The organism is Abiotrophia sp. HMSC24B09 (assembly GCF_001815865.1).
GTDB lineage: Bacteria > Bacillota > Bacilli > Lactobacillales > Aerococcaceae > Abiotrophia.
In genome coordinates this window covers 1-20,880 of sequence record NZ_KV822192.1, presented here as the reverse complement: position 1 = coordinate 20,880, position 20,880 = coordinate 1, and the positions used below count along the sequence as shown (strand labels likewise).

The window sequence follows — 20,880 nt, the reverse complement described above, 5'->3', positions numbered from 1 at the left end:
CTCCTAAGTTAGTTTAGAGCGCAAGTAGCGACTGGTATACTCGATAATCAGGACTGTCACATAGAGGGCAACTAAAATCATGCCTAAATTCGTGTACTCACGCCAAGCAATCTTCTCATTCAAGATGACCCCAATCCCACCAGCACCAACCCATCCCAGAATGGCTGCGTGACGGACATTCCCTTCAAAAGTATAAAGGGAAGAAGCAAGATAGGAAGGTAAGACTTGTGGCAAAATGGCGCCTAGAAAACTATAAACCCGGTTAGCACCTAGGGCTTCCATGGCTTCAAAAGGTTTCATATCAACCGTTTCAATCATTTCATAGAGTTGCTTAGCCATAAAGGAGAAGGTGAAGATGGCAATGGCCACCGTCCCAGCAAAAGTCCCAATCCCAAAGACCAGAGTCAAAACACTGGCGTAAATCAATGTCGGCACTGTCCGAATCAAACTAAGAACTAATTTCATAGAGCCAGTAATCCACCGGTTAACAACCATGTTATAGGAAGCAACCACAGCGGCTGGAATGGCCAGTAAGGCGCCAATGACAGAGCCTAAGATAGACATTTTAATGGTATCTAATAGCGGTCCCTGAACAGAAGCCCAGTAATCCCAATTAGGCGGATACATCCGTCCTAAAATAACAAAGAACTGATTTCCTCGCTTGAGCAAGGTCGACATCTTGAAGCCAGTAAGTTCTATAGAATAATAGAAAGCTAGGACAACCAAGATGAGATAAAGCCAGGTTAGAGAACGTTTCTTGCTGACGGTTTTACCATTGGGTAGGGTTCGGGTTCGTGGTCCCCACATACGATGCCAGAATGCATTCATCATCATGTCCCCCTATTCAATCGCTTGGCCCTTGTAAATCACATCCAAGATTTCAGGTGTGACTTGGTCAGAAGGTCCGTCATAGACAACTTCCCCATCACGAATACCAATGATACGATCACAGTATTCCAAGGCTAATTCCACATGGTGAATATTGAGTAAAATCGAAATCTTATCATCGCGATTAATAGCTTGGAAATCTTCCATTACGGCTTTGGCTGTAACAGGGTCTAGAGCTGCGACCGGCTCATCGGCTAGAATAATCTCTGGGTTCTGCGCCAGCGTGCGTGCTAGGGCCACCCGTTGTTGTTGGCCCCCGGAAAGTTGGTCTACTCGAGTGTAGGCTTTTTCTAAGATTCCCACGCGGTCCAAGGCGGTCAGCGCTCGAATTTCTTCTTCCTTCTTATAGTAACCAATGAGAACCCGCCAAAAAGGAATATCTGGCACAAAGGCATTCATCACATTGCTGATGACAGATGCCCGCGTTACTAGGTTGAAAGACTGGAAGATCATGCCAATTTTACGGCGAAAACGGCGTAGGCTTTGACCTTTTAATTGGCTAACATTAGTCCCATTGACCGTTAACTCCCCTTCGCTAATCGGATGCATGCAGTTAATGGTACGAATTAGGGTAGACTTCCCCGCACCTGACAAACCGATAATCCCAACAAATTCTCCTTGTTCTATGGTCAAGTTGACATTCTTCAGAGCCGTCACCCCATTGGGATAGCGCTTGGAGACATTCTTGAACTCTATCATGTGTAATCCTCTCTTCTCATTATAATGGCAGACAAGACGCAATCCTTAGAGATACTCCTGTCTGTGCTCTCTTATCACAAAAAGAGCAGAGCCTCACGGAGACTCTGCCGTCTTGAGCGTCATGCGGACTAGTTGCCCTTAATTAATTTTTGCGCTTCGCGCTCTTTGTTGTAGTCTTCGTCTTTGGCTTCTTTATAACCGGTGTGGTTGTAAATCTTGATGACTTTCTTACCTTCTTCGGTCTTAGCAATATCCATCAAGGCTTTCTTGATTGCTTCGTTCAATTCAGGTGAAACAGTTGTGGAAGTCTTGCTAGCAGATACCGTGTCATTGACGATGTCTGGCGTTACGCCGATAACGTTAGTTGCTTCCCAGATAGGTGCTGAAGCGCCCATTTCTTTTTGCCACTTGTCAACGTTGTCGCGACGTAAGTCAGCATAACCAACAACAATATCAACTTGTTCAGCAGCCAAACGTGTCATGGCATTGGTATAAGAATCAGATTGTACCACGTTAGCTAAATCGGTAATCTTCTTACCAAAGTTTTCTTTGAGCCAGAGGGTTGGGTAAATGTAACCAGATGCTGATGAAGATGAGAGAACAGTCCATTTAGCAGAGTTGAGGTCGTCCCAAGTTAACTTTTCACCCTTATTGACTTTCTCAGCTAATTCCTTACCTTTGGCAGATGGGCCAGCTAAAACCAAGCCTTTGTAGAAAGTTACTTGCTCATCAGTAGGTTCGGTTGCTTTCTTGTCATTCCAGTCTTTTGGCTCAGCAGAGTTTTTGTTAAGCCCTTGACGAGTAGCAGTTAAGAGAACTTCCACATCATCAGAAAAGAGAACATAAGTCCCTGATGGGATAAAACCATAGTCAAGAGTCCCTGATGCTAATCCTTCCCCTACAGCTTCAAAGTTAGTCCCTACTGTGATTTCTACGTTCTCAACTTCAAAACCATTTTTAGCAAGTTCGTCTTTCAATAATTTCTTGAGCGGTTCAGTCGATGTTACGATTTCGTCTGGGTTACGTGACGGCACGAAACCAATCTTAATCGTGTCAATTTTCTCTGCCGCCTTGGCAGTAAACGGTGCGATTAATCCGGCCACAAAGGTCGCAATTAAGGTGAAGATGGCAAAAAGCTTCAGGCTTTTTTTCATTTTAAGGATCCCTCCAGCAAAAATAATAGATTCTACCCAAATTATAGCAAAACCCTTTCTTCCGGCAAGAAAAAAATTATCAAAAGTGCCTTTTTGCTGGGTTTATTTTTCAAACGTTCGTGTTTTTCGACCATTGCCTCAGTACTCAAAAAAGCCCATGCCTCTTGCCGGAGGTGTGGGCTATCATTATTGACTCCTAACGTTGGCCTGGGAATGGTAAGCGTGGAGTTTGACCTTCTTGACCATTCTCTTGCTCTTGTCCTTGACCTTGTTGGCCTTGTTGATATTGTTGGAGATTATTGTTGCTTTGTTGCTCAGGTTGGGCACCAAGTGTTACTTGGACTTTGGTTTCCTTTCCTTCTCTGAGGACGGTTAACTCTACTTTGTCACCTACATTATAGGCATAGAGCTCCCGACGTAACTCCAAGATATTCTTGATTTCCTTATCGCCAATCTTGGTGATAACGTCATATTTCTTGAGGCCTGCTGTTTCAGCTGGTGAGCCTTTGACCGTATCGGTTACCACGACCCCATCCGTTTGGTCGGACTTGAGTTTGAGAATTTCGGTCTTAGACCGGCTAGTGATGTTAGCTAAGTCATTTTGGCTAATTCCAATGAAAGGCCGGGTAACTTTGCCGTCTTTTTCTAGCTGTGCAATGACGCGTTGCACTTCCTTAGACGGAATGGCGAACCCCATCCCTTCGACGTCTACATTCGAGAACTTGCTTGAGTTGATGCCCACTAGATCGCCGTCCTTATTGAGTAAGGCACCACCGGAGTTACCAGGGTTAATCGCTGCTGAAGTTTGAATGAGCGTGGTCTCAATATCGGCTTGGCCGTCCTTGTTGAGGTCCATTGGCACAATCCGTGATTGACCAGAAATAATCCCTTGGGTCACAGAGTTAGAGAACTTACTACCTAGAGGTGACCCAATCGCAATGGCGATACTCCCTACCTTGGTTGCGTCAGAGTCAGCAAACTTAATGGCCGATTTGACATTCTTAGACGAGATTTTGATAACGGCTAAGTCAGACACCGCATCGCGGCCAACTAATTCGCCATCTTCTGTGGTCCCATCAGCTAATTTGACTTTAAGGGAATCAGCATTTTCCACCACATGGTTATTGGTTACCAAATAGGCTGTATCACCGTCAATCTTATAGATGACGCCACTACCTTCACCCGCTAATTTTTGGGAGGCACTTGGGTCTTCCAAGTCCACTTGGTTTTCACCTCCCGTGCCATAGCCATATAAATTATTTTGTTGGCTTTCTTTCTGGTAGTTTTGGATAGACACGACAGAGTCTTTAGCCTTCTCAACAGCCTTCATAATGGTTTCTTCAAATTCACTGGCTGTTCCTTGGGCTTGGACCGTATTAGTCTGATTTTGAGATGCCGTCGGTGTCACGACATTTTGCAAGGCCAAGCCACTTAAGATAAGCGCGCCCCCTGTTAAAGAACCTACGACTAATTTAATGATTTTTCTGCTTTTCATTGAACTTCCTCTTTTCTCTCCTATGAGTTTATTGTTTTTCTTGATGCTTCTATCCTAGCACTGACATGTGAAAAGAATTTGAAAATTATATTACAAAGCAGTTATTTAATTGGTAAAGAATACAGATTTCAAGCCCCATTTCACAGCAATTTCATTCATATTTTGATTGCTAGACCCCGCTAGCTTCTAAATAGGCTTATCCGCAGAAACAAAAAAGACCAGGAGCAAGCTCCCAGTCTAATCTTGATGACTAGCATTCATGAATCTTCCCACATTTTGGACAGCGTCCTCGCATGCGATTAGCTAAATCAATGAATTTGCAAACCAATTGGCTATCCAAAGAATAAATCACATGCTTACCTTCCTTCTCTGAGCGAATAATCCCATGCTTCCGTAAAGTAATCAGATGGTGAGAAGTCGTCGCTACGGTGGCATCGATTAAGCGTGAGATTTCATAGACGCAGAGGCGTTCATAGACCGTCAAAACATGCATAATTTTCACTCGGTTGAGATCACCCAAAACCTTGAATAAGGTTGCCTGTGCAGCCAGTTGATCTGGATCCATGACTTCCTTGAGTCGCTCACATTCCGTACTAATCACTTGTTCTTCTAGACATTCATATTCTGCCATGTCTTCCCTCCTTATAGGCCATGCATCATCATGACAGCCACACAGTTATTAATAATATGTACACAGATGGCATATTCAAGCCTCCTGGTTTTCAAATAAGTTAGTCCTAAGATTAAGCCCATGCCAGCGTAGAGGCCCCATTCTAAAGCATTAGCTGGTTGATGTAGGAGACCAAAAATGACACTGGATATCCCCAGACCTAGCCAAGGTAGCTGAGGCAATAGATACTTCATCACTAAGCCCCTGAAGAGAATTTCTTCGACAATAGGTCCCAGTATGGCCAAGGCCAAAAAGGTTAAGAGGAAAGGGGCACCCTGTGTCGATACTTGCAAGGCCGCCTGATTCTGCGTGGTCTCAAAGGCTGGGTTGTAAGCAATCAGGACTTGGTCATAAATTGTCAGGTAGCAATACATAATTCCGTAAATAGCAAAACCTCCGACTAGGAGCTTCCATTTATTGAGTGTCCAATCAAAGAGCTTAAAGCCCCAAATAGAGACCCCTAGGATTAAAACCACTAAAGCTATGGCCTCCAGAATGACAAAAGCCCAAGGATGTATATAGACCAAGTCACTTAAATCGGCACCTACTAAGTCATAGGAGTCAATTCCTGATTGAGCCAGACCATACTGTATCAATCCCCACTCGGCCAAAATTTGGCTGACCAGATAGGCACCAATCAGCAAAAGCACCTTCCACCAGCTGCCCTTAACAGGATCTTGCCAGGCTTGGTTCATTCTTTGCCACATGCGCCTTCATCTCCTCTTGCTTAGTTAATCAATTTTTCCAGTTGGATAAGGCCTTGGAACCAGTCCGCACCTAAGATTTCATTGAATTGTGCTTGACTTAAGACTGCATCCCCTGTCGGTTCCGTCAGTGACGCAGCTTTCATGTCTAAATGGTACTCTAGCGCCACCTTGCCTTGAATCAAGCCAACTGAGATTTTTTTATTGGCATAGTCCAAGCTGATGGTCCCATCGTAATCATCTGTGAACAAATCAAAGGTCTCTTTAAGTCTTGGAAAATCGGCTTGATGCTTCTTCATAATAGCCGTCCACTGCTTGCCAGCCTCATCCGATAATTCATAGCTTAACACTTGGCCGTCTTTCTTGCTTGGTTGGGGTTGAGTCGCTAGCCATTCCGTTAAAACCGCTTGATAGAAGGCCTGCCAATCTTGGCTGATTTGATAACTAGTTTGGGCCTGTTCTGTAGAATCTAAGGCTACAAATTTATCCTTGAGTGCGGTGGTCTTGCTTTCATCCAGATGAGCTAATTTATCTAGGGCCGTATCCTTAACAGCCTCCGCTTGACTATTAGCCACTTGCTTGGCAAAGCCCATCAAATCTTCAACTGCCTGCCAAGCAGCCGTCACCTTGCCCTCTGATAGCTTCATCATGGCAGTAAAAGGTAGGGCGTGTGAATCTGTTTGATGCAAGTAACGCATGTCACCAGAATTGATGGTAACCAAGGTTTTCCCCTTAGGTTGGCCATTATCACGGCCATCGATTAAGGCAACATTCATGACTACACGCGCTTGGTCGTGATAGAGAGCGGTTAGGATTGTTTCTGGCTGGTCTATTTTAATCTCTGGTAAGTCTTTATTGGGATCCTCTTGCTTACTAAAGGACTCACTAGAGTTGGAACTTTCGCTCGTCGGCTGACTGGCTTGTTCTGAGCCAAACTGGGTTACAGGCGATAAATCTTGGCGTTCTTGCGCACCAATCCGGGAAAGGGCCTGTGGCACCACTGAGAGTTGGTTGACTAAGATTAGGGCAAGGGCACATTTTTTAAGTGATAATTTCATAGGCTTTGACTCCTTTACTGTGGGGAAAGAGTAGCGTTAGTGTTGGTTTAAATAGGCTTTGACATCTGGTCCGACAAAGACCTGTCCTTGATCCGTCAACAGAATCGGGCGCTTGACTAACATGCCGTCGGTCGCCAGAAGCTCGAATTGCTGGTCCGAGCTTAAGTCATCCCAACGGTCTTTAAGGCCCATGCCACGGTAGAGCTGTCCGCTAGTATTGACTAGCTTCTTGGTCGAGCTGAGACTAGCCTGCTGGTACCATGTTTTTAACTCTTGAGCGCTAGGACGATCCATATTAATCTCGCGATAGTGATAAGTAAGGCCTTGGGCCTCAAGTAGTCGCTCTACCTCCCGGCAGGTCGAACATTTTTTTAGACCGATTAACTCCATGCTTTTCCTCCTAGCTCTACTTGGTTAAGTAACATTCAAGTAGGTATTTGATATTCTTTACCTCCTCATTCTACCACAAAAACCTAAGAAAAACTAAGGATATTCGCTAGACACAAAAAGACACCCCTTCCTCACGGAGAGGAGAGGATGTCTAGTATTCGCTCACTTAATCTAAGACAGACAAGCGCTTAGTCCACGGTGTTGCGGTGCACGCTAAGACTTGGTTAAGAGCTTCAATATTGGCCTTGCCTTGGGATTCTAGCCAGTCACGGCAAGCTTGGTCACCTTCTGAGGCGAAGATTGGCACAGCATCCTTCCAAGTTGCACGGCCACAGAGTACCCCATTGAATTCTGCACCTGCTTCTTTGGCGAAGTCCAGGGTTTCTTGGAAGAGTTGCGCAGAGACACCGGCACTGAGGTAGATGTATGGCAGATGGGTTACCTCGCTTTGTTCTTTAAAGAGTTTGAGAGCTTCTTGACGGCTATATACTGCTTGCCCCTCCGCAAAACCTTCCACAAATTTCATATTAACAGGCACTTCTACCTTCAAGACATCAACATGGTAGCGTTTGTGGGAGAAAATCTTCATGGCTTCCAACACTTTGTGAGGTTTTACTTTAGCAAATTCCGCCCCCTTTTCATCATTGAGGGTCGCATCATAGGAGACAATTTCTAAGAAGAAAGGAATATCTTCCGCCTCGCACTCAGATCCGATTCGTTCAACGAAGGCGTGTTTGCGTTCATTAATCGCTTCATCTTCATCCACATCATAGTAGAGTAGGAACTTAACCGCATCTGCCCCTTGTTCTTTGAGGCGGTAAGCAGACCACTCAGGTAACAAGTCTGGCAAACGACCAGGTTCAGAGGCATCATAGCCTGTTTCTTCATAGGCTAAGAGCAAGCCCGCGGCGATTGAACGACGTGCAGCCGCAGGTAAACCATACTCTGGATCTAAGAGAATAGACGATGCGTATGGTGTCAATTCTTCGGAAATGGCAATCTTAAAGTCTTCAACAGCGCGTTGTACATCTTCAACGCCACCACCTGAAGCAATCATCTTACGCAAGGAACCACGTTGGTCAATGGCTAAGGCTGAGATAACCCCAGATTCAGTCGATAGTTCTTGTAATTTTTGGTATTTAGCTTTTGATACTTGTCTCATCATTGTTCTCTCCTTTTATGAGGCTTGTTTTAGGCTTGGTAGCGAAGCTCGCCATCCAAATAAGTGGCCTCTAATTCTAATTGATCGCTGACTACTATGAAGTCTGCTTCATAACCAGGGGCAATGCGACCACAGACTGATTCAATGCCAACCGATTGCGCAGGTGTCAGAGAGGCCATGCGCAGGGCTTCTGCGGGGCTTACTAGACCCCAATCCACGACATTTTTAACCCCTTGTTTGAGCTCTAAGATAGAGCCCGCTAAGTTGCCGGTGTCCTTGAGACGGGCAGTCCCATCTTTGACCACTACTTCAAATTCACCTAAGCGAGACTGGCCTTCTCCCATACCACCAGCCCGCATACAGTCTGTAATCAAGACGGTTTCCTGAGGGCCTCTCGCACGTGTTACCACTCGCGCAGCCGCTGGATGAACATGGTGGCCATCACAGATCATCTCAGCAAAGACCTTGTCTAGGCTCAGGGCCGCCCCTACCATACCTGGGTTGCGGTGGTGAAGCCCGCTCATACCGTTATAGATATGTACAAAGATATTGGCGCCGGCATCAACTGCTGCAGCCGCTTCTTCATAGGTCGCATCTGAATGAGCCAAGGCCGTATAGACGCCTTTGGACTTGGCAAATTCAATGAATTCCTTGACACCCTTGCGTTCTGGGGCAATGGCAATCTTATTGACTAAGCCTTGTGACAGTTCGTGCCATTTGGCTAACTTTTCAACGGATGGGTCGCTCATGTATTTAGGGTTTTGGGCCCCTTTGTATTTTTCGGTGAAGAATGGACCTTCTAGGAAAATCCCACGAATCTTAGCCCCGGTCACCTCTTGATAGTGATTCCCGATAGTCTCGCAGACATCATTCAACAATTGAGCAGAAGATGTCAAAGTGGTTGGCAACCAAGAGGTCACCCCACAGGATAGGAGGCCTTCGGAAATCACCTTAATGCCCTCAAAGTCATTATCCATGACATCATGAGACTTGTAACCATGAATGTGGGTGTCCACTAAACCTGGGGCGACAATGGAGTTACTATAATCTTTGATTGGAGCATCTTGTGGCTCTTCCATCAGGATGGGACCAAACTTCCCGTCTTCAATGGTCAAGTAGGCCTTGTCAATGACTTGGTCATCGAGCACAATTTGCTTAGCATAAACATAGTATTTCATACGCTTCTTCCTTTCTTATCTAGGCGTAAGGATGAATGGTAACACCCTTCACAACACGATTGACCGTGCCACTTGGTGATGGCGTGTCTGGTTTGTTGTGAACATGAACAGACGCCAACAGAGCCAAGACCTGACCGACTACCAAATATGGGAAGGCCAGATAGGCATCCGGTAAGTGTCTGTGATCCGAATCGAAATCAAAGACCTCTACCCCAGGCGCAGCCTCGGTCCCCACTTGAACGGCCACGATGGTCTGGGCAATCTGATCACCAGCCAACTCTGCTAGGATATCTTGGTCATAGAGACGGGTGTAGGCTTGGTTGGAAACGAAAACCAGGGCCAAGGCCTCAGAATTTACAAAGGATTTAGGCCCGTGACGGAAGCCCATGCTGGAATCATAAACGGTTGCCAATTGCCCCGCCGTTAACTCTAGGATCTTCAATTGGGTCTCACGACCTAGGCCTTCAAAGCCACCCGATCCCAGATAGATGACCCGCTGTGGATTCTTAGCAATCAAAGCCTGAAGTTGAGCTTCGCGAGCCAAGACTGTCTCGGCCATCTTGGCAATCTGGTCGACATAAGCCGCCTTATCGGCATCAGAGGCAGGATCAAAGACTAGCAAGGCGGTGAGCATCATGCAAGAAAAACTCCCTGTCATGGCAAAACCTGCATCATTGGAGCGACTTGGTTGCAAGAGCACTAGGTTGTGGTCATCCCCTTGCGCGGCTTTAGCTAAATGGCCTTCTGGCGCACAGGTAATGGTTAATTGATAAAAATCCTTGACCAAGGACTGGCCTAATTGTACGGCCGCCACACTCTCTGGCGAGTTACCGCTACGGGCAAAGGACACCAAGAGGGTTGGCAAATCTGCCTGGAAGACGGTCGCCGGATTGGAGACAATGGTCGTCGTCGGCTCGTGACGGAAGTTAAGTCGAGACACGTCGTTAACTTGACGTAAATAATTTGTAATGGCTTGTCCAACATAAGCAGATGACCCTGCTCCTGTAAAAATCACTTCTAGGCGCCCATAAGATTCTAACAAGGCACCTATAAAGCCCTTAATTTCTTCCTGACGGTCAAGATACATTTGATAGGTTTCGCGCCAGATAGATGGTTGTTGCTTGATCTCTCGCGTTGTAATTTCAGCACCTAGTGCCTCTAACGCGGCTTTGTCTAATTCAAACATGGCCTAACTCCTCTACTGATTTTTCATTATATTTATATTCTACTCTGTAAGGGCTTTTCTTTCAATATGCGTTTCGACCAAAATTAAACTGAAACTTGTCTTAAGTAACAAAAATAAAAATTTTTGTCTGTACATGAAGCGCTACCATGTTTTTTGTGGTACACTAAGGGTAGATTAATTTATTGCAATTTTTGGAGGTATTATTCCATGGAAATACTTGTTTATGATCAGTTCGATGCGGCATCCGATAAGGCCTTTGACTTTTTCGTCCAGGCGCTGGCAACTGGTCCCAAAACCTTTGGCTTAGCAACTGGTTCGACTCCCGAAGCGCTCTATCAACGCTTAGTAGAGTCCGATTTAGATTTTAGTCAATCAGTTTCTGTCAACTTGGATGAATACTATGGCTTGTCTAGCGACCATCCAAAGAGCTATCACTACTTTATGCACCAACATCTCTTCCAGCACAAGCCTTTCAAACATTCCTATCTGCCTGACGGGGACCAAACTGATAGCGACTATGAAATCCAACGCTATAATCAAGTCCTAGCAGATAATCCCATTGATTTACAAATCTTGGGGATTGGCTCTAACGGTCACATTGGCTTTAATGAGCCTGGGGCGCCATTCGATGGCTTAACCCAGCTAGTCGATTTGACTCCATCCACTATTGAGGCTAACAAACGTTTCTTCGATCGTGTCGAAGACGTACCGACTCAAGCCTACAGTATGGGGATTGCTTCCATCATGGCCGCTAAGAAAATCATCCTCATGGCATACGGCGACAAGAAAGCTGATGCTATTTACGGACTGGTTGAAGGGCCTGTGACCCCTGACCTGCCAGCCAGCATCCTCCAGCGTCACCCTGATGTGACCCTCCTCTTGGACAAGGCGGCTGCAGCTAAACTTCATCTCTAAGAGAATTTCCCATTATATCATATATGATATAATGGGATTTTTTTTATTAGACTTAAAATCAGAGCAAGAGGGCTAAACTTCAGTGTCTAGCCCTCTTGCTTAGGAACCCTATTTAAAAGATCTGAATATCCTGGGCGGGCATCACTAGGAAGCCAGCTCCAATAATTCCGTTGTCTCCCCCCAGGTCTGTGACACGAATGTGAGGCAGAATATGCATTTGTTCTTTGTGAGCATACCGCTCCAGGACCGCCTTAATCCGCTCCACATAGAATGGATTCTTGACTGCCACGCTACCGCCAATGACAATTTCTTTAGGATCTAGGAGGCAGATCATAGCGAATAGTCCAATGGCCACCCCCATGGCACTTTGGTCTACTAATTCATTGGCAATTTGTTCCCCTTTGAGGGCACGAGCGAAGACTTGGGCTACCGTAATCCGATCATCCAAATAGAGGGCGCGAGCCATGGCCTCAATCCCAGGGCCAGCGCAGACACTTTCCAAAGGACGAAGGCCAGTAGAGGAGGGCACTGGCAAGAAGCCAATTTCACCTGAGAAGCCATCACCGCGAATAATCTGATGATTAACGATATTAGTGCAGGCAATCCCGGTTGAGACCGTCAAATAGCCGAACACATCCAGCGGCCCCATGCCAGCCAATCGATACTCCGCATAGGCAGCCGCCTTGACGTCATTCTCAATGGCGATTGGCACTTGGGCGTAGCGGTTCGCCAGGCGCGCTACCACCGGAAACTTCTCCCAAGGGATATTATTTTGGAAGATAGCTACCCCGTTTAGGCTATCCACCTTACCTGGTATACCTAAGCCGATACCGGTCAAATCCGATACATCCACCCCCGCCTCTGCTAGGCAGGCGTCAATGACACCCACTACGCATTCTAACATGGCCTCACTGGAAGAGGTATCGCTGGGCACTTGAACACGGTGAGTGATACGTCCCTGCTCGTCAATGATAGCCGCTGCTACCTTGGTTCCGCCGATATCCACACCCATTGCTTTTCTCATTTTCCTTCCTCCTCTCCTTTGGTAGAGCCATCCAGCCTTTAGTCGCGTTTAGGATGGTTAAAGTCGTAGTTATAGTCAAAGAGCACAGCTAGCAAACCAGCCAAAGCTAAGAGCATGCCCAAGAGATTTTCTCGGCTAACCGTGGTTTGAAGGTGAATGATAAAGCCAACGCAGACCAAGGCAACCAGAAGACGAATGAGAACACGAATTTTATGAGACATCTAAATCTCCTCCCATCGAATTTCGCTCGCAGCCAAGGAAACTTCTTTGCTAATTCCTTGACCATCATAGACAGTCGTGACTTGTGGCTCAGCGGTATTATTGACAACTGCATACTTGCCCTTAGCTGGGTAGGCATGAACCTCAACAGCTGAGTTGCTACTATGCCATTTATTAAAGTCAGCTTCCTTATGGGCAGCGTAGTAAAGAGCCCGCATGAGTAAACGCGTATTGTCAATGCTGTAAGGTAAGCCAGCTAGGTAGACCCCGCGGCCTTGACCATAATCGTGTGCCGCCATATGAACTTCGCCATTGCTGTATTCTAAAATTTCTGTCTCTTCACTTAGGGCATAGAGGTTATGCATGGACTCCCCGAAATCTGGCACCTGACCAGTCACTAAATCTGCCGTAATAAAGTGACTGCCTTGGGCTTGAGTGAAGTATTTGTCAGTCGATAGGGAGAAGCCTAACTCCTTATCCACCCCGAGAATTTCAGCTAATTGGAAGAAACGACCATTTTGGAGATGGGCACTTGGCTCACCAACGCCCACCAAACCGCCACCTTGGTAGACGAAGCGACGAATGGCACTTAACAATTCTGGCCGTGCCCAATGTTGACCACCACTAAAGGCGGTTCCGGCATCGCCTGCGTTAATTAAGACGTCCACATCTGCCGGCACACCGTCAGCAATCACCTGGTCAAAACTCAAGAAGACTACCTCAACCGCCGCACCACTGAGGGCTTCTAGAATCCCCAGATAGGAGTAGATTTGCTTATAGTGCAAGGCATGCGCCACCATGTGCGTTTGCCAGGTCCGAAGTGCCCCCCAAGCATTGAGAATCCCTACTTTTAGCCCCACATAAGGCTTGGTGTCTTTGACAATGGCGTAGATATCTCGGAATTCATCCGCCACTTCTTCGATATAGGAAACAAATTTAGGGAATTTATAGGCGAGACTGAGATAACCCCCATAACCAATCCGGTCAACGGGCTTACGCATAATGGCCCGGCGTGCTGTTAGCCAATTCTCGTTGGCTTCAATGGTCGGATCATTTCCTTCATAGAAAGTATCTGGGAAGAAGTATGGCAGGAAGCGACCTTCGGTATATTTAACATGTGGAATATCGGCAATCATCCTTAAGGTAGCTCCGCCGCCGACTGAGCCAACCACTGCGTCCAAGCCAATATCCTTGAAATAAGGGCCATAAGGTTCGGTCCCAATCCAGTTATCGCCTAGGAACATCATGGCTTCTTTGCCAGCTTCATGGACAATATCCACTAACTTCTTGGCTTCTTGAGCCACAAAGTGGCTTTGGAAATCGACATAGTCTAAGTAGGCCTTAGAAGGCACGCGGAAAGCCGTATTATAGTAACCTTGGTCAACAAAATCTTCCGGTCTCAGACGATAACCTTTGGCTTCTTGGAAGGCTAGGATGGCTGCTGGTGATACAGAAGCTCCATAGCCAAACCAGTCGACAAATTTCTCTTTGGCCTTGTCATTGAAGACCAGGGTGAAATGGTAGAAGAAGGTGGTAAAGCGGACCACATCCGTCTTAGGATTCTCTTGGCACCAACGTCTGAGGTAGTCACTCATGAAGCGGTTGGAATGTGGCTGACGCACATCAAAAGGAATATCGTGAGCCACTGAGTCGCCCCAATTATTAGTGATATGGTTATACATTTGAGTTGGGTCCCAAATCTTATAAACCAAGAAGGAAACCGTATATTCATGGAAGGGTTCTGCCCCTTCCACCATCACTAGGTCCCGCTCTTGATCCACCTGCCACTGGCTGCTTGGGACTACTTGGCCAGTGGTGCGGTTAATGACTTCCCACCACTCCTTAGGATCATGGTGATAGTCAGGTACTACTTGTTCCCGATAGTAGCCCTGCATGAAATCAATGGCTAAGCTTTCTTGGCTTGCGGTATGGAAGGGCGACATCAAATAGAGTTGTTGGCACTCTTCCATATGGTCTTTGATAAAATCATTATGATTTCGAGCTACAAAATAGGTCGTATAAATAGAAGCATCTAAATCTTTGACTGCCTCTTCTAACTTGGTCCCATCGGAATCGCGGATGGCATCAGCCCCCCAGCGATCTAATAATTCTTGAGTTTGCGCAAGGAAATTGCGCTCACTTGGTAACGTAAGTCTGCCTTTTGATTTGGCCATTTACTACATCTCCTTCGTCATCTAAATCTCATTATCAAGGCTTGGCTTATTCCTTGGAGCCGCCCGCTGTCATCCCCTCGGTCAGACGCTTCTGAACGAAAATATAGAGGATGAGGGTTGGCAACATGACCATGACCATGCCGGCATAGAGTTGGCCGTATTGTTGGGCCGCATTTTGCGCTGCCATTAAGTTCATCAAACCTACCGGCAGGGTCCGTAACTCTTGTTTATTCATCAGGGTAAAGGAAATGATATATTCATTCCAGAAGCCCAAGAAGTTAAAGAGAATAACCGTGATAATACTTGGTTTAGCCATAGGAATCATAATCCGCATCATGGTCGTAAAATGATTGGCCCCATCGATCGAAGCCGCTTCTTCAAAAGTTGACGGTAAGGTCATGAAGTAGCTAGATAAGAGATAGATGGTAAATGGCAGAGAAGTTGCCGCATAGACCAAGGCTAAGATGAAACGATTGTTTAAGAGTTCCGGCATCATGGCAAAGCCTTTTTTAGCATCGACCAACATCAAGAAGATGGGTACTACAATGTAGTTAACGTTGATGAAGAGTCCACCCTTAAAGAGTTGACGTAAAAGGCCACGCCCTGGGAATTCAAAACGCGCTAGAACATAAGCGGCTGGCAAGGCTAAGGCTAAGAGAAGAGCCAAAGCCATAGCCGTTACGACTACCGAGTTGAAGACATAAGCTCCCATGCTAGCCCGGTTCCAGGCATCGACAAAGTTCTGCCAGTAGAGCCCCATTGGCAAGGACCAAGGCGAACGGTAGAATTCTGAATTTTCCTTAAGTGAGGCCAGAAAGACCCAGCCCACTGGCACAATAATCGAAATAGCCAGGAGCGACAGCACTAAGTAGATAAAAATCTTGTATAAACGATTCGTTGAACGACTCATTTGACTGGCTCCTTTCTAGTATTCAAGAATGTCCCGCTTGGTTACGGCACTAACGACCGCTGACAAGACGAAGGAGAAGATGAAGATGACAACCCCAATGGCCATCCCGTAGCCATAGGATGAGTTGGTATAGGCTTGCCCATACATGTAGGATAAGACTACCGAGGAGGCCCCATTTGGCCCTTCACTGGTCATGGTTTGAACCAAGAGGAAGCTGAGGTTAATGGTAGAAATAATAAAGAAGGTCAAGGTGGTCCGAATGTTATTCCAGACTAGTGGCAGGGTCACGGCGAAGAACTGCTTGACCTTACCCGCCCCATCTAGATCAGCTGCTTCATAGAAGGAAGTTGGGATATTGGCCATTGATGCCATGTACATGACCATGTAGTACCCAATGGCCTGCCATACCAAGGCACCAATTAAGGCATAGAGCACCAAGTGCTTGTCCCCCAACCAGAGAATCGGTGGAGCCTGCTCCCCTTTGAAGATTGCCAAGAAAGAATTTAACATCCCGTTGTTAGGGTCATAGATGGCGGAGAAAATCCCGGAAATAACAACGATGGATAAGATATTTGGAATATAGAAAATTACCCGGAAGAAGTTTTGCCCCTTAACTTTCTCTGTCGATAGAATGGAAGCGAAGAGAATGGCAATGGCTAGGGTAATAATGGTCACCAGCACAATTAAGACAATGGTATTTTGGAAGGCCCGGATAAATTTGGTGTCGTTAAACAACTTAACGAAGTTATCGAAATAAACGAAAGTCTTTTTAGCTGAGAATCCACCCCACTTGTAGAGAGACATGCGAAAGACTTGAAATGTCGGATACAACATGAAGAGGGCGAACAAGAGGGTCGCAGGTATCACGCAAATCAAGGCAAAGCGGGTTTTGGATGCTTTTGAATTCATGATAAGTACTCCTTTCTAAATCGCCGTGCTGGCGTCTCTTATAAGTATGACCCTGGCTCATAAGAGGCATCAACACGTGCGTTATCAATAAAAGTCCCACTCCCACCAAGGCGGAAGTGGGCACTATGTCAATGCTTAAGCTAGCATTAGTGGCTGATGCTGTCGTGGAACTGTTTCATTACTTCTACGACGTTTGATTGCCAATCTTTCACGCTGAGGTCACCAGATACTACAGAGTTGAATGCTTCGTAAAGTGTTGCCTTGAGGTCTACCCCTTCGATAGCTTCAGCAGATACGAAACCACCTAAACCTGGTAATACACCTTCGTCATAGACTTTATAGAAGACTTGTTTTTCAGCAGGTAACTTGCTGATCAAACCTTTAACTGGTTGAACAGCCCCGTGTTTAGCGAAGATTTCAGCTGCCTTGTCAGAGTAGAGGAAGGCAATGAATTCTTTGGCTGCTTTTTGCTGTTTAGCTTCTTTTGGAATCCAGATATGTTCCAAGAAGGTATAAGCGTATTGTTTGCCGCCTTCTTTGAGGGTTGGCACTGCAGCCATGCCCCATTCGAAGCCGTCAGCACGTGGTGCATCTTTCATTTCGTCCACTACCCAGCTACCGTTTGGCATGAAGAGGGCTTTGTTGTCTAGGACTGCTTGTTGGTTCTTAGTGAAGCCGTCTTTGTTAGCATTGGCTACAGTAGTTGCTTCTGTGTTCTTAGCTAACTCACCTAAAGTTTCGAAGACCTTGGTTAAATCAGCGCCAGACCAAACTTCTGGATCGTAGTTCATGGCTTTGTTGAAGAGTTCTGCCCCACCAGCGGAGTAAATCACGCTAGAGAAGAAGGTGTCTAAATAGCCTGCTGTTGGATAGGTGAAGAGGGCAATGTTTTCTTTCTTAGCTTCTTCAGCTAATTTCCACATTTGATCCCAAGTCTTAGGTACTTCCCAACCTTTAGCTTTGAAGAGCGCCTTGTTATAGAAGAGACCTGTTGGAGAGTAGAACATTGGCATTAAGTAAGTCTTGCCATCGTTATAAGGGTTAGTTGAAGTAGAATCAGTGAAGCCTGGTAAGAGTTTTTCCTTAACTGTCTTATCTTCGCCTGGGACCTTCATGTCCAAGACATCAGTCAAGTCAGCTAAAGCCTTATCCTTGATTAAGGTCTCTGGCAAAGCTTTCTTACGGCTTTGTGCTAAGAGCACAACGTCTGGATAGTCACCAGATTGGAGACGTGGGGTGATCGCATCTTCGAGTTCTTTTTCCATGGTCAACTTGATGTCGACATTTGGATTGACTTGCTTATAGGCTTCAATGATTTCTGGCCATAACTTGGTCCCATAAGCTGTTTCGATGGCTGCGAAGTCTAAGGTCACCTTTTCTTCAGCTGACACATTGGCAACTCCGAAGAAACTTGGCAAAGCACAAGCTAAAGCAGCTGCTGATACTAAAGCTTTTTTCATGTAAAACACTCCTTATAAAATTTTATTGGATCTTACACTCTTATCATACCATAGGTGCAACCGTTTTACTTGCAGATTCTTGTTGTAAACTTGCAGATTCTTGCGGATTGTTGTATAATGTAACTAGATAAATGATAGCGTTTTAATAACTTTAAGGAGTGTCCCCACATGTATATTCGCTATACCATCACCCATCAACCTGAGGAAGTCAGTCAAAATCATTTCCAGGTTCTATCAGTTAATATTGTCTCCTACGATGCTAACTGGCATTCCACTATGCATCATCACAATTTCGCCGAAATTTTCTATTGTTTGGACGGATCTGGTTATCTGCTGACTGAATTCGGGCGGACCCCCATCCACAAACACTCTCTCCTACTGGTCAACCCCTTCATCGAGCATACGGAGCATACCTCCCTTATCTACCCGCTCAAGTATCTAGTAATAGGAATCAAGGGGCCAGAGATTATCCTACCCTCTCACGCTACAGATAATGGTCTATTTAGCTTCGAAGATAGCAACCATCAGTTCTATCGTCTTATCCGTGAAGTGATGACAGAATGTGAGTTAAACCAGCCTTACTCTAGCCAAATCATCGACCATTTAATTAATTCCTTGATTCTTAGACTTAATAATGTAGCTAATAGCCAGCTAGCTATGGCACGGGAGACGCCTTTATCTGCCAGTGTCAGCTTAGCTAAGCACTACATCGATAACCATTTCTCCAAGAACATTAATCTTGAGCAATTAGAAGAGCGAGCCCATGTTTCTCGCTTCCACTTATCCCACCAATTTAAGGAAGAACTCGGCCTCTCACCTATTAACTATCTCAATCAAGTCCGCCTGACACAAGCGCAAGAACTCCTACTGACTACCAATTATACTGTACTGCAAATTACTGAGATGGTCGGCTTTAACTCAGTTTCCTACTTCTCTAATAAATTCCACGAGGCAGTTGGCATGACACCGCGCGCCTATCGTAACCTCCATGCCTCAAGCCTGATCCAAACAGGCAGTCTCAAAGAATCGTATCGATTACCCGATAATTTGGCGAGAAAAAATTAGCACAGTTTCTTTATGAAAAACCACTGGCTCTCACGTCAGTGGTTTTGTTGTTAAATCAGTGAATTTTTATGAAAATATGCCATATCTTATTAGTCAATATCGCTACTTTTTACACTAAGTCTAAACAAGTAGCAAGTCTATGATAACAACAGTTGTTGCGCTTTCTCGGTTTTTATGGTATAATATAGTTATCAAAATCACAAAGAGGTGTTTTTTATGGTAAAAGCGAGTAAGGAACGTTGCGAAAACTTAGTTGCTCTGTTGGACGGTTACTCCAAAAAAGGCGGTCACCATCTTAACATCAACGTATTTGACCGGGATACTTTAATGGATGCTATGGAACATCCAGAAAACTACCCTCAATTGACTATTCGTGTGTCTGGTTATGCTGTTAACTTCAACAAATTGACCCGCGAACAACAATTGGACGTTATCAACCGTACAATGCACGAAGGCATGTAATCTTGCCTTTAGCCCTGGCGCTTGCTAGGGCTCTTTTATTGGCTCTATCAACCCAATATACAAAAAGAACCTTGAAGATTACTTCAAGGTTCTTTTTGACTCATGCTTTCCTATCATTTCTGATGGAAGAATACCGGCGGCCGGGGTCGAACCGGCACGCCCTCGCGGGCACTGGATTTTGAGTCCAGCGCGTCTGCCAATTCCGCCACGCCGGCATGATAATATATGAGGTTTAAGGCGGTAACCGGATTTGAACCGGTGAATGAGGGTTTTGCAGACCCTTGCCTTACCACTTGGCTATACCGCCATTTATGAATAAAAAAAACTGGGGTAGCTGGATTCGAACCAACGAATGACGGAGTCAAAGTCCGTTGCCTTACCGCTTGGCTATACCCCAATGATAATATAAAATAGGCGAACGAGGGGAATCGAACCCCCGAATGTCGGTGCCACAAACCGATGCGTTAACCACTTCGCCACGATCGCCATAATAGCACAACAGGGACAGTAGGAATCGAACCCACACTAACGGTTTTGGAGACCGTTGTTCTACCGTTAAACTATGTCCCTAAAAAGGAGGGCATGTTCTTCCCTACTATAATTAATGGAGGGAGGCAGATTCGAACTGCCGAACCCTAAGGAGCGGATTTACAGTCCGCCGCGTTTAGCCACTTCGCTATCCCTCCAATGGCTTGGGACGGAATCGAACCGCCGACACTTTGAGCTTCAATCAAATGCTCTACCAACTGAGCTACCAAGCCAATACGGTCCCGACGGGATTTGAACCCGCGATCTCCTGCGTGACAGGCAGGCATGTTAACCCCTACACCACGGAACCATTTTGGAAATGGAGGTTAACGGGATCGAACCGCTGACCCTCTGCTTGTAAGGCAGATGCTCTCCCAGCTGAGCTAAACCTCCAGGTTATTTAATTAATATTAAATTAATTATGATCCGTACGGGATTCGAACCCGTGTTACCGCCGTGAAAGGGCGGTGTCTTAACCACTTGACCAACGGACCATATTAACGGAGAGTATGGGATTCGAACCCATGAGACAGTGTTACCCGCCTACACGATTTCCAATCGTGCTCCTTCGGCCAGCTCGGACAACTCTCCAGCTAACCAACTCCGCAAGTAGGGCTCGAACCTACGACA

At 45.9% G+C, this 20,880-nt stretch carries 20 protein-coding genes and 11 tRNA genes; 3 read left to right on the top strand and 28 right to left on the bottom strand.

The window, feature by feature from the left end:
* Window positions 1-3: 3 nt before the first annotated feature.
* From phnE to HMPREF3093_RS00855, 11 genes are all read right to left on the bottom strand, one after another.
* The gene (phnE, locus tag HMPREF3093_RS00905) at window positions 4-828 is read right to left on the bottom strand and encodes a phosphonate ABC transporter, permease protein PhnE (protein WP_070755163.1); all 825 of its coding nucleotides are present in this window, start codon (window positions 826-828) and stop codon (window positions 4-6) included.
* Between the two features lie 12 nt (window positions 829-840).
* On the bottom strand, window positions 841-1,587 hold the full coding sequence (phnC, locus tag HMPREF3093_RS00900) for a phosphonate ABC transporter ATP-binding protein (RefSeq protein ID WP_070755162.1): 747 nt from the start codon (window positions 1,585-1,587) through the stop codon (window positions 841-843).
* 128 nt (window positions 1,588-1,715) lie between these two features.
* Window positions 1,716-2,741: a phosphate/phosphite/phosphonate ABC transporter substrate-binding protein gene (locus HMPREF3093_RS00895; protein WP_070755161.1), complete on the bottom strand. Its 1,026-nt coding sequence runs from the start codon at window positions 2,739-2,741 to the stop codon at window positions 1,716-1,718.
* Between the two features lie 196 nt (window positions 2,742-2,937).
* A complete protein-coding gene (locus HMPREF3093_RS00890) occupies window positions 2,938-4,236 on the bottom strand; it encodes a S1C family serine protease (protein ID WP_070755160.1) in 1,299 nt (432 codons plus the stop codon).
* A gap of 250 nt (window positions 4,237-4,486) precedes the next feature.
* The gene (locus HMPREF3093_RS00885) at window positions 4,487-4,867 is read right to left on the bottom strand and encodes an ArsR/SmtB family transcription factor (RefSeq protein ID WP_070755159.1); all 381 of its coding nucleotides are present in this window, start codon (window positions 4,865-4,867) and stop codon (window positions 4,487-4,489) included.
* Between the two features lie 11 nt (window positions 4,868-4,878).
* On the bottom strand, window positions 4,879-5,613 hold the full coding sequence (locus tag HMPREF3093_RS00880) for a CPBP family intramembrane glutamic endopeptidase (RefSeq protein WP_070755158.1): 735 nt from the start codon (window positions 5,611-5,613) through the stop codon (window positions 4,879-4,881).
* 20 nt (window positions 5,614-5,633) lie between these two features.
* Entirely contained in the window at window positions 5,634-6,668 is a 1,035-nt protein-coding gene (locus HMPREF3093_RS00875; RefSeq protein WP_070755157.1) for a hypothetical protein, read from the bottom strand.
* A 36-nt stretch (window positions 6,669-6,704) separates the two neighbouring features.
* A complete protein-coding gene (locus tag HMPREF3093_RS00870; protein ID WP_070755156.1) occupies window positions 6,705-7,058 on the bottom strand; it encodes a Spx/MgsR family RNA polymerase-binding regulatory protein in 354 nt (117 codons plus the stop codon).
* 166 nt (window positions 7,059-7,224) lie between these two features.
* A complete protein-coding gene (lacD, locus tag HMPREF3093_RS00865) occupies window positions 7,225-8,220 on the bottom strand; it encodes a tagatose-bisphosphate aldolase (protein WP_070755155.1) in 996 nt (331 codons plus the stop codon).
* Window positions 8,221-8,249: 29 nt separating this feature from the next.
* Window positions 8,250-9,398, bottom strand: a complete 1,149-nt coding sequence (gene nagA / locus HMPREF3093_RS00860) for an N-acetylglucosamine-6-phosphate deacetylase (RefSeq protein ID WP_070755154.1) — start codon at window positions 9,396-9,398, stop codon at window positions 8,250-8,252.
* Between the two features lie 19 nt (window positions 9,399-9,417).
* Window positions 9,418-10,584 carry an SIS domain-containing protein gene (locus tag HMPREF3093_RS00855; RefSeq protein ID WP_070755153.1) on the bottom strand — a complete coding sequence of 389 codons (1,167 nt, stop codon included), beginning with the start codon at window positions 10,582-10,584 and terminating at the stop codon, window positions 9,418-9,420.
* A gap of 207 nt (window positions 10,585-10,791) precedes the next feature.
* Here HMPREF3093_RS00855 and HMPREF3093_RS00850 point away from each other — a divergent pair, with 207 nt between their 5' ends.
* The gene (locus HMPREF3093_RS00850) at window positions 10,792-11,499 is read left to right on the top strand and encodes a glucosamine-6-phosphate deaminase (RefSeq protein WP_070755152.1); all 708 of its coding nucleotides are present in this window, start codon (window positions 10,792-10,794) and stop codon (window positions 11,497-11,499) included.
* A gap of 112 nt (window positions 11,500-11,611) precedes the next feature.
* On the opposite strand, the gene HMPREF3093_RS00845 is transcribed toward HMPREF3093_RS00850, so the two are convergent.
* From HMPREF3093_RS00845 to HMPREF3093_RS00820, 6 genes are all read right to left on the bottom strand, one after another.
* Window positions 11,612-12,523 (bottom strand): ROK family protein, encoded by a 912-nt coding sequence (locus tag HMPREF3093_RS00845; RefSeq protein ID WP_070755151.1) that lies wholly within the window; start codon window positions 12,521-12,523, stop codon window positions 11,612-11,614.
* Window positions 12,524-12,561: 38 nt separating this feature from the next.
* On the bottom strand, window positions 12,562-12,744 hold the full coding sequence (locus tag HMPREF3093_RS00840; protein WP_070755150.1) for a DUF6903 family protein: 183 nt from the start codon (window positions 12,742-12,744) through the stop codon (window positions 12,562-12,564).
* The gene (gene gnpA / locus HMPREF3093_RS00835; RefSeq protein ID WP_070755149.1) at window positions 12,745-14,916 is read right to left on the bottom strand and encodes a 1,3-beta-galactosyl-N-acetylhexosamine phosphorylase; all 2,172 of its coding nucleotides are present in this window, start codon (window positions 14,914-14,916) and stop codon (window positions 12,745-12,747) included.
* Between the two features lie 46 nt (window positions 14,917-14,962).
* On the bottom strand, window positions 14,963-15,826 hold the full coding sequence (locus HMPREF3093_RS00830) for a carbohydrate ABC transporter permease (protein ID WP_070755148.1): 864 nt from the start codon (window positions 15,824-15,826) through the stop codon (window positions 14,963-14,965).
* Between the two features lie 15 nt (window positions 15,827-15,841).
* Complete coding sequence (locus HMPREF3093_RS00825) at window positions 15,842-16,735, bottom strand: carbohydrate ABC transporter permease (RefSeq protein WP_070755147.1); 894 nt, start codon at window positions 16,733-16,735, stop codon at window positions 15,842-15,844.
* Window positions 16,736-16,881: 146 nt separating this feature from the next.
* On the bottom strand, window positions 16,882-18,195 hold the full coding sequence (locus tag HMPREF3093_RS00820; protein WP_070755146.1) for a carbohydrate ABC transporter substrate-binding protein: 1,314 nt from the start codon (window positions 18,193-18,195) through the stop codon (window positions 16,882-16,884).
* Between the two features lie 168 nt (window positions 18,196-18,363).
* On the opposite strand from HMPREF3093_RS00820, the gene HMPREF3093_RS00815 reads away from it, so the two are divergent.
* Both HMPREF3093_RS00815 and HMPREF3093_RS00810 read left to right on the top strand, forming a co-directional pair.
* Window positions 18,364-19,260 carry a helix-turn-helix transcriptional regulator gene (locus HMPREF3093_RS00815; protein ID WP_070755145.1) on the top strand — a complete coding sequence of 299 codons (897 nt, stop codon included), beginning with the start codon at window positions 18,364-18,366 and terminating at the stop codon, window positions 19,258-19,260.
* A gap of 207 nt (window positions 19,261-19,467) precedes the next feature.
* Window positions 19,468-19,722, top strand: coding sequence for a glycine radical domain-containing protein (locus HMPREF3093_RS00810; protein WP_373690440.1), 255 nt, complete (start codon window positions 19,468-19,470; stop codon window positions 19,720-19,722).
* A 131-nt stretch (window positions 19,723-19,853) separates the two neighbouring features.
* Here HMPREF3093_RS00810 and HMPREF3093_RS00805 read toward each other — a convergent pair.
* The 11 genes from HMPREF3093_RS00805 to HMPREF3093_RS00755 all read right to left on the bottom strand — a co-directional run bounded on the left by HMPREF3093_RS00805 (window position 19,854) and on the right by HMPREF3093_RS00755 (window position 20,841).
* Window positions 19,854-19,937 (bottom strand) — tRNA-Leu (locus tag HMPREF3093_RS00805).
* 20 nt (window positions 19,938-19,957) lie between these two features.
* A tRNA-Cys gene (locus HMPREF3093_RS00800) sits at window positions 19,958-20,029 on the bottom strand.
* Between the two features lie 18 nt (window positions 20,030-20,047).
* A tRNA-Gln gene (locus HMPREF3093_RS00795) sits at window positions 20,048-20,119 on the bottom strand.
* A 16-nt stretch (window positions 20,120-20,135) separates the two neighbouring features.
* Window positions 20,136-20,208 (bottom strand) — tRNA-His (locus tag HMPREF3093_RS00790).
* Window positions 20,209-20,221: 13 nt separating this feature from the next.
* Window positions 20,222-20,292, bottom strand: a tRNA-Trp gene (locus tag HMPREF3093_RS00785).
* 35 nt (window positions 20,293-20,327) lie between these two features.
* A tRNA-Tyr gene (locus tag HMPREF3093_RS00780) sits at window positions 20,328-20,408 on the bottom strand.
* Window positions 20,409-20,410: 2 nt separating this feature from the next.
* A tRNA-Phe gene (locus HMPREF3093_RS00775) sits at window positions 20,411-20,483 on the bottom strand.
* Window positions 20,484-20,487: 4 nt separating this feature from the next.
* A tRNA-Asp gene (locus tag HMPREF3093_RS00770) sits at window positions 20,488-20,560 on the bottom strand.
* A gap of 10 nt (window positions 20,561-20,570) precedes the next feature.
* Window positions 20,571-20,643 (bottom strand) — tRNA-Val (locus HMPREF3093_RS00765).
* A 29-nt stretch (window positions 20,644-20,672) separates the two neighbouring features.
* A tRNA-Glu gene (locus HMPREF3093_RS00760) sits at window positions 20,673-20,744 on the bottom strand.
* Between the two features lie 7 nt (window positions 20,745-20,751).
* Window positions 20,752-20,841 (bottom strand) — tRNA-Ser (locus HMPREF3093_RS00755).
* Window positions 20,842-20,880 lie beyond the last annotated feature (39 nt).

What these genes read in the sequence shown, in the direction of transcription:
- nagA (WP_070755154.1), bottom strand. Translation starts at nt 9,398, where the DNA reads ATGAAATACTATGTTTATGCTAAGCAAATTGTGCTCGATGACCAAGTC.
- HMPREF3093_RS00840 (WP_070755150.1), bottom strand. Translation starts at nt 12,744, where the DNA reads ATGTCTCATAAAATTCGTGTTCTCATTCGTCTTCTGGTTGCCTTGGTC.
- HMPREF3093_RS00830 (WP_070755148.1), bottom strand. Translation starts at nt 15,826, where the DNA reads ATGAGTCGTTCAACGAATCGTTTATACAAGATTTTTATCTACTTAGTG.
- phnC (WP_070755162.1), bottom strand. Translation starts at nt 1,587, where the DNA reads ATGATAGAGTTCAAGAATGTCTCCAAGCGCTATCCCAATGGGGTGACG.
- HMPREF3093_RS00850 (WP_070755152.1), top strand. Translation starts at nt 10,792, where the DNA reads ATGGAAATACTTGTTTATGATCAGTTCGATGCGGCATCCGATAAGGCC.
- lacD (WP_070755155.1), bottom strand. Translation starts at nt 8,220, where the DNA reads ATGAGACAAGTATCAAAAGCTAAATACCAAAAATTACAAGAACTATCG.
- phnE (WP_070755163.1), bottom strand. Translation starts at nt 828, where the DNA reads ATGAATGCATTCTGGCATCGTATGTGGGGACCACGAACCCGAACCCTA.
- HMPREF3093_RS00880 (WP_070755158.1), bottom strand. Translation starts at nt 5,613, where the DNA reads ATGTGGCAAAGAATGAACCAAGCCTGGCAAGATCCTGTTAAGGGCAGC.
- HMPREF3093_RS00875 (WP_070755157.1), bottom strand. Translation starts at nt 6,668, where the DNA reads ATGAAATTATCACTTAAAAAATGTGCCCTTGCCCTAATCTTAGTCAAC.
- HMPREF3093_RS00855 (WP_070755153.1), bottom strand. Translation starts at nt 10,584, where the DNA reads ATGTTTGAATTAGACAAAGCCGCGTTAGAGGCACTAGGTGCTGAAATT.
- HMPREF3093_RS00895 (WP_070755161.1), bottom strand. Translation starts at nt 2,741, where the DNA reads ATGAAAAAAAGCCTGAAGCTTTTTGCCATCTTCACCTTAATTGCGACC.
- HMPREF3093_RS00885 (WP_070755159.1), bottom strand. Translation starts at nt 4,867, where the DNA reads ATGGCAGAATATGAATGTCTAGAAGAACAAGTGATTAGTACGGAATGT.
- HMPREF3093_RS00870 (WP_070755156.1), bottom strand. Translation starts at nt 7,058, where the DNA reads ATGGAGTTAATCGGTCTAAAAAAATGTTCGACCTGCCGGGAGGTAGAG.
- HMPREF3093_RS00815 (WP_070755145.1), top strand. Translation starts at nt 18,364, where the DNA reads ATGTATATTCGCTATACCATCACCCATCAACCTGAGGAAGTCAGTCAA.
- HMPREF3093_RS00845 (WP_070755151.1), bottom strand. Translation starts at nt 12,523, where the DNA reads ATGAGAAAAGCAATGGGTGTGGATATCGGCGGAACCAAGGTAGCAGCG.
- gnpA (WP_070755149.1), bottom strand. Translation starts at nt 14,916, where the DNA reads ATGGCCAAATCAAAAGGCAGACTTACGTTACCAAGTGAGCGCAATTTC.
- HMPREF3093_RS00890 (WP_070755160.1), bottom strand. Translation starts at nt 4,236, where the DNA reads ATGAAAAGCAGAAAAATCATTAAATTAGTCGTAGGTTCTTTAACAGGG.
- HMPREF3093_RS00825 (WP_070755147.1), bottom strand. Translation starts at nt 16,735, where the DNA reads ATGAATTCAAAAGCATCCAAAACCCGCTTTGCCTTGATTTGCGTGATA.
- HMPREF3093_RS00820 (WP_070755146.1), bottom strand. Translation starts at nt 18,195, where the DNA reads ATGAAAAAAGCTTTAGTATCAGCAGCTGCTTTAGCTTGTGCTTTGCCA.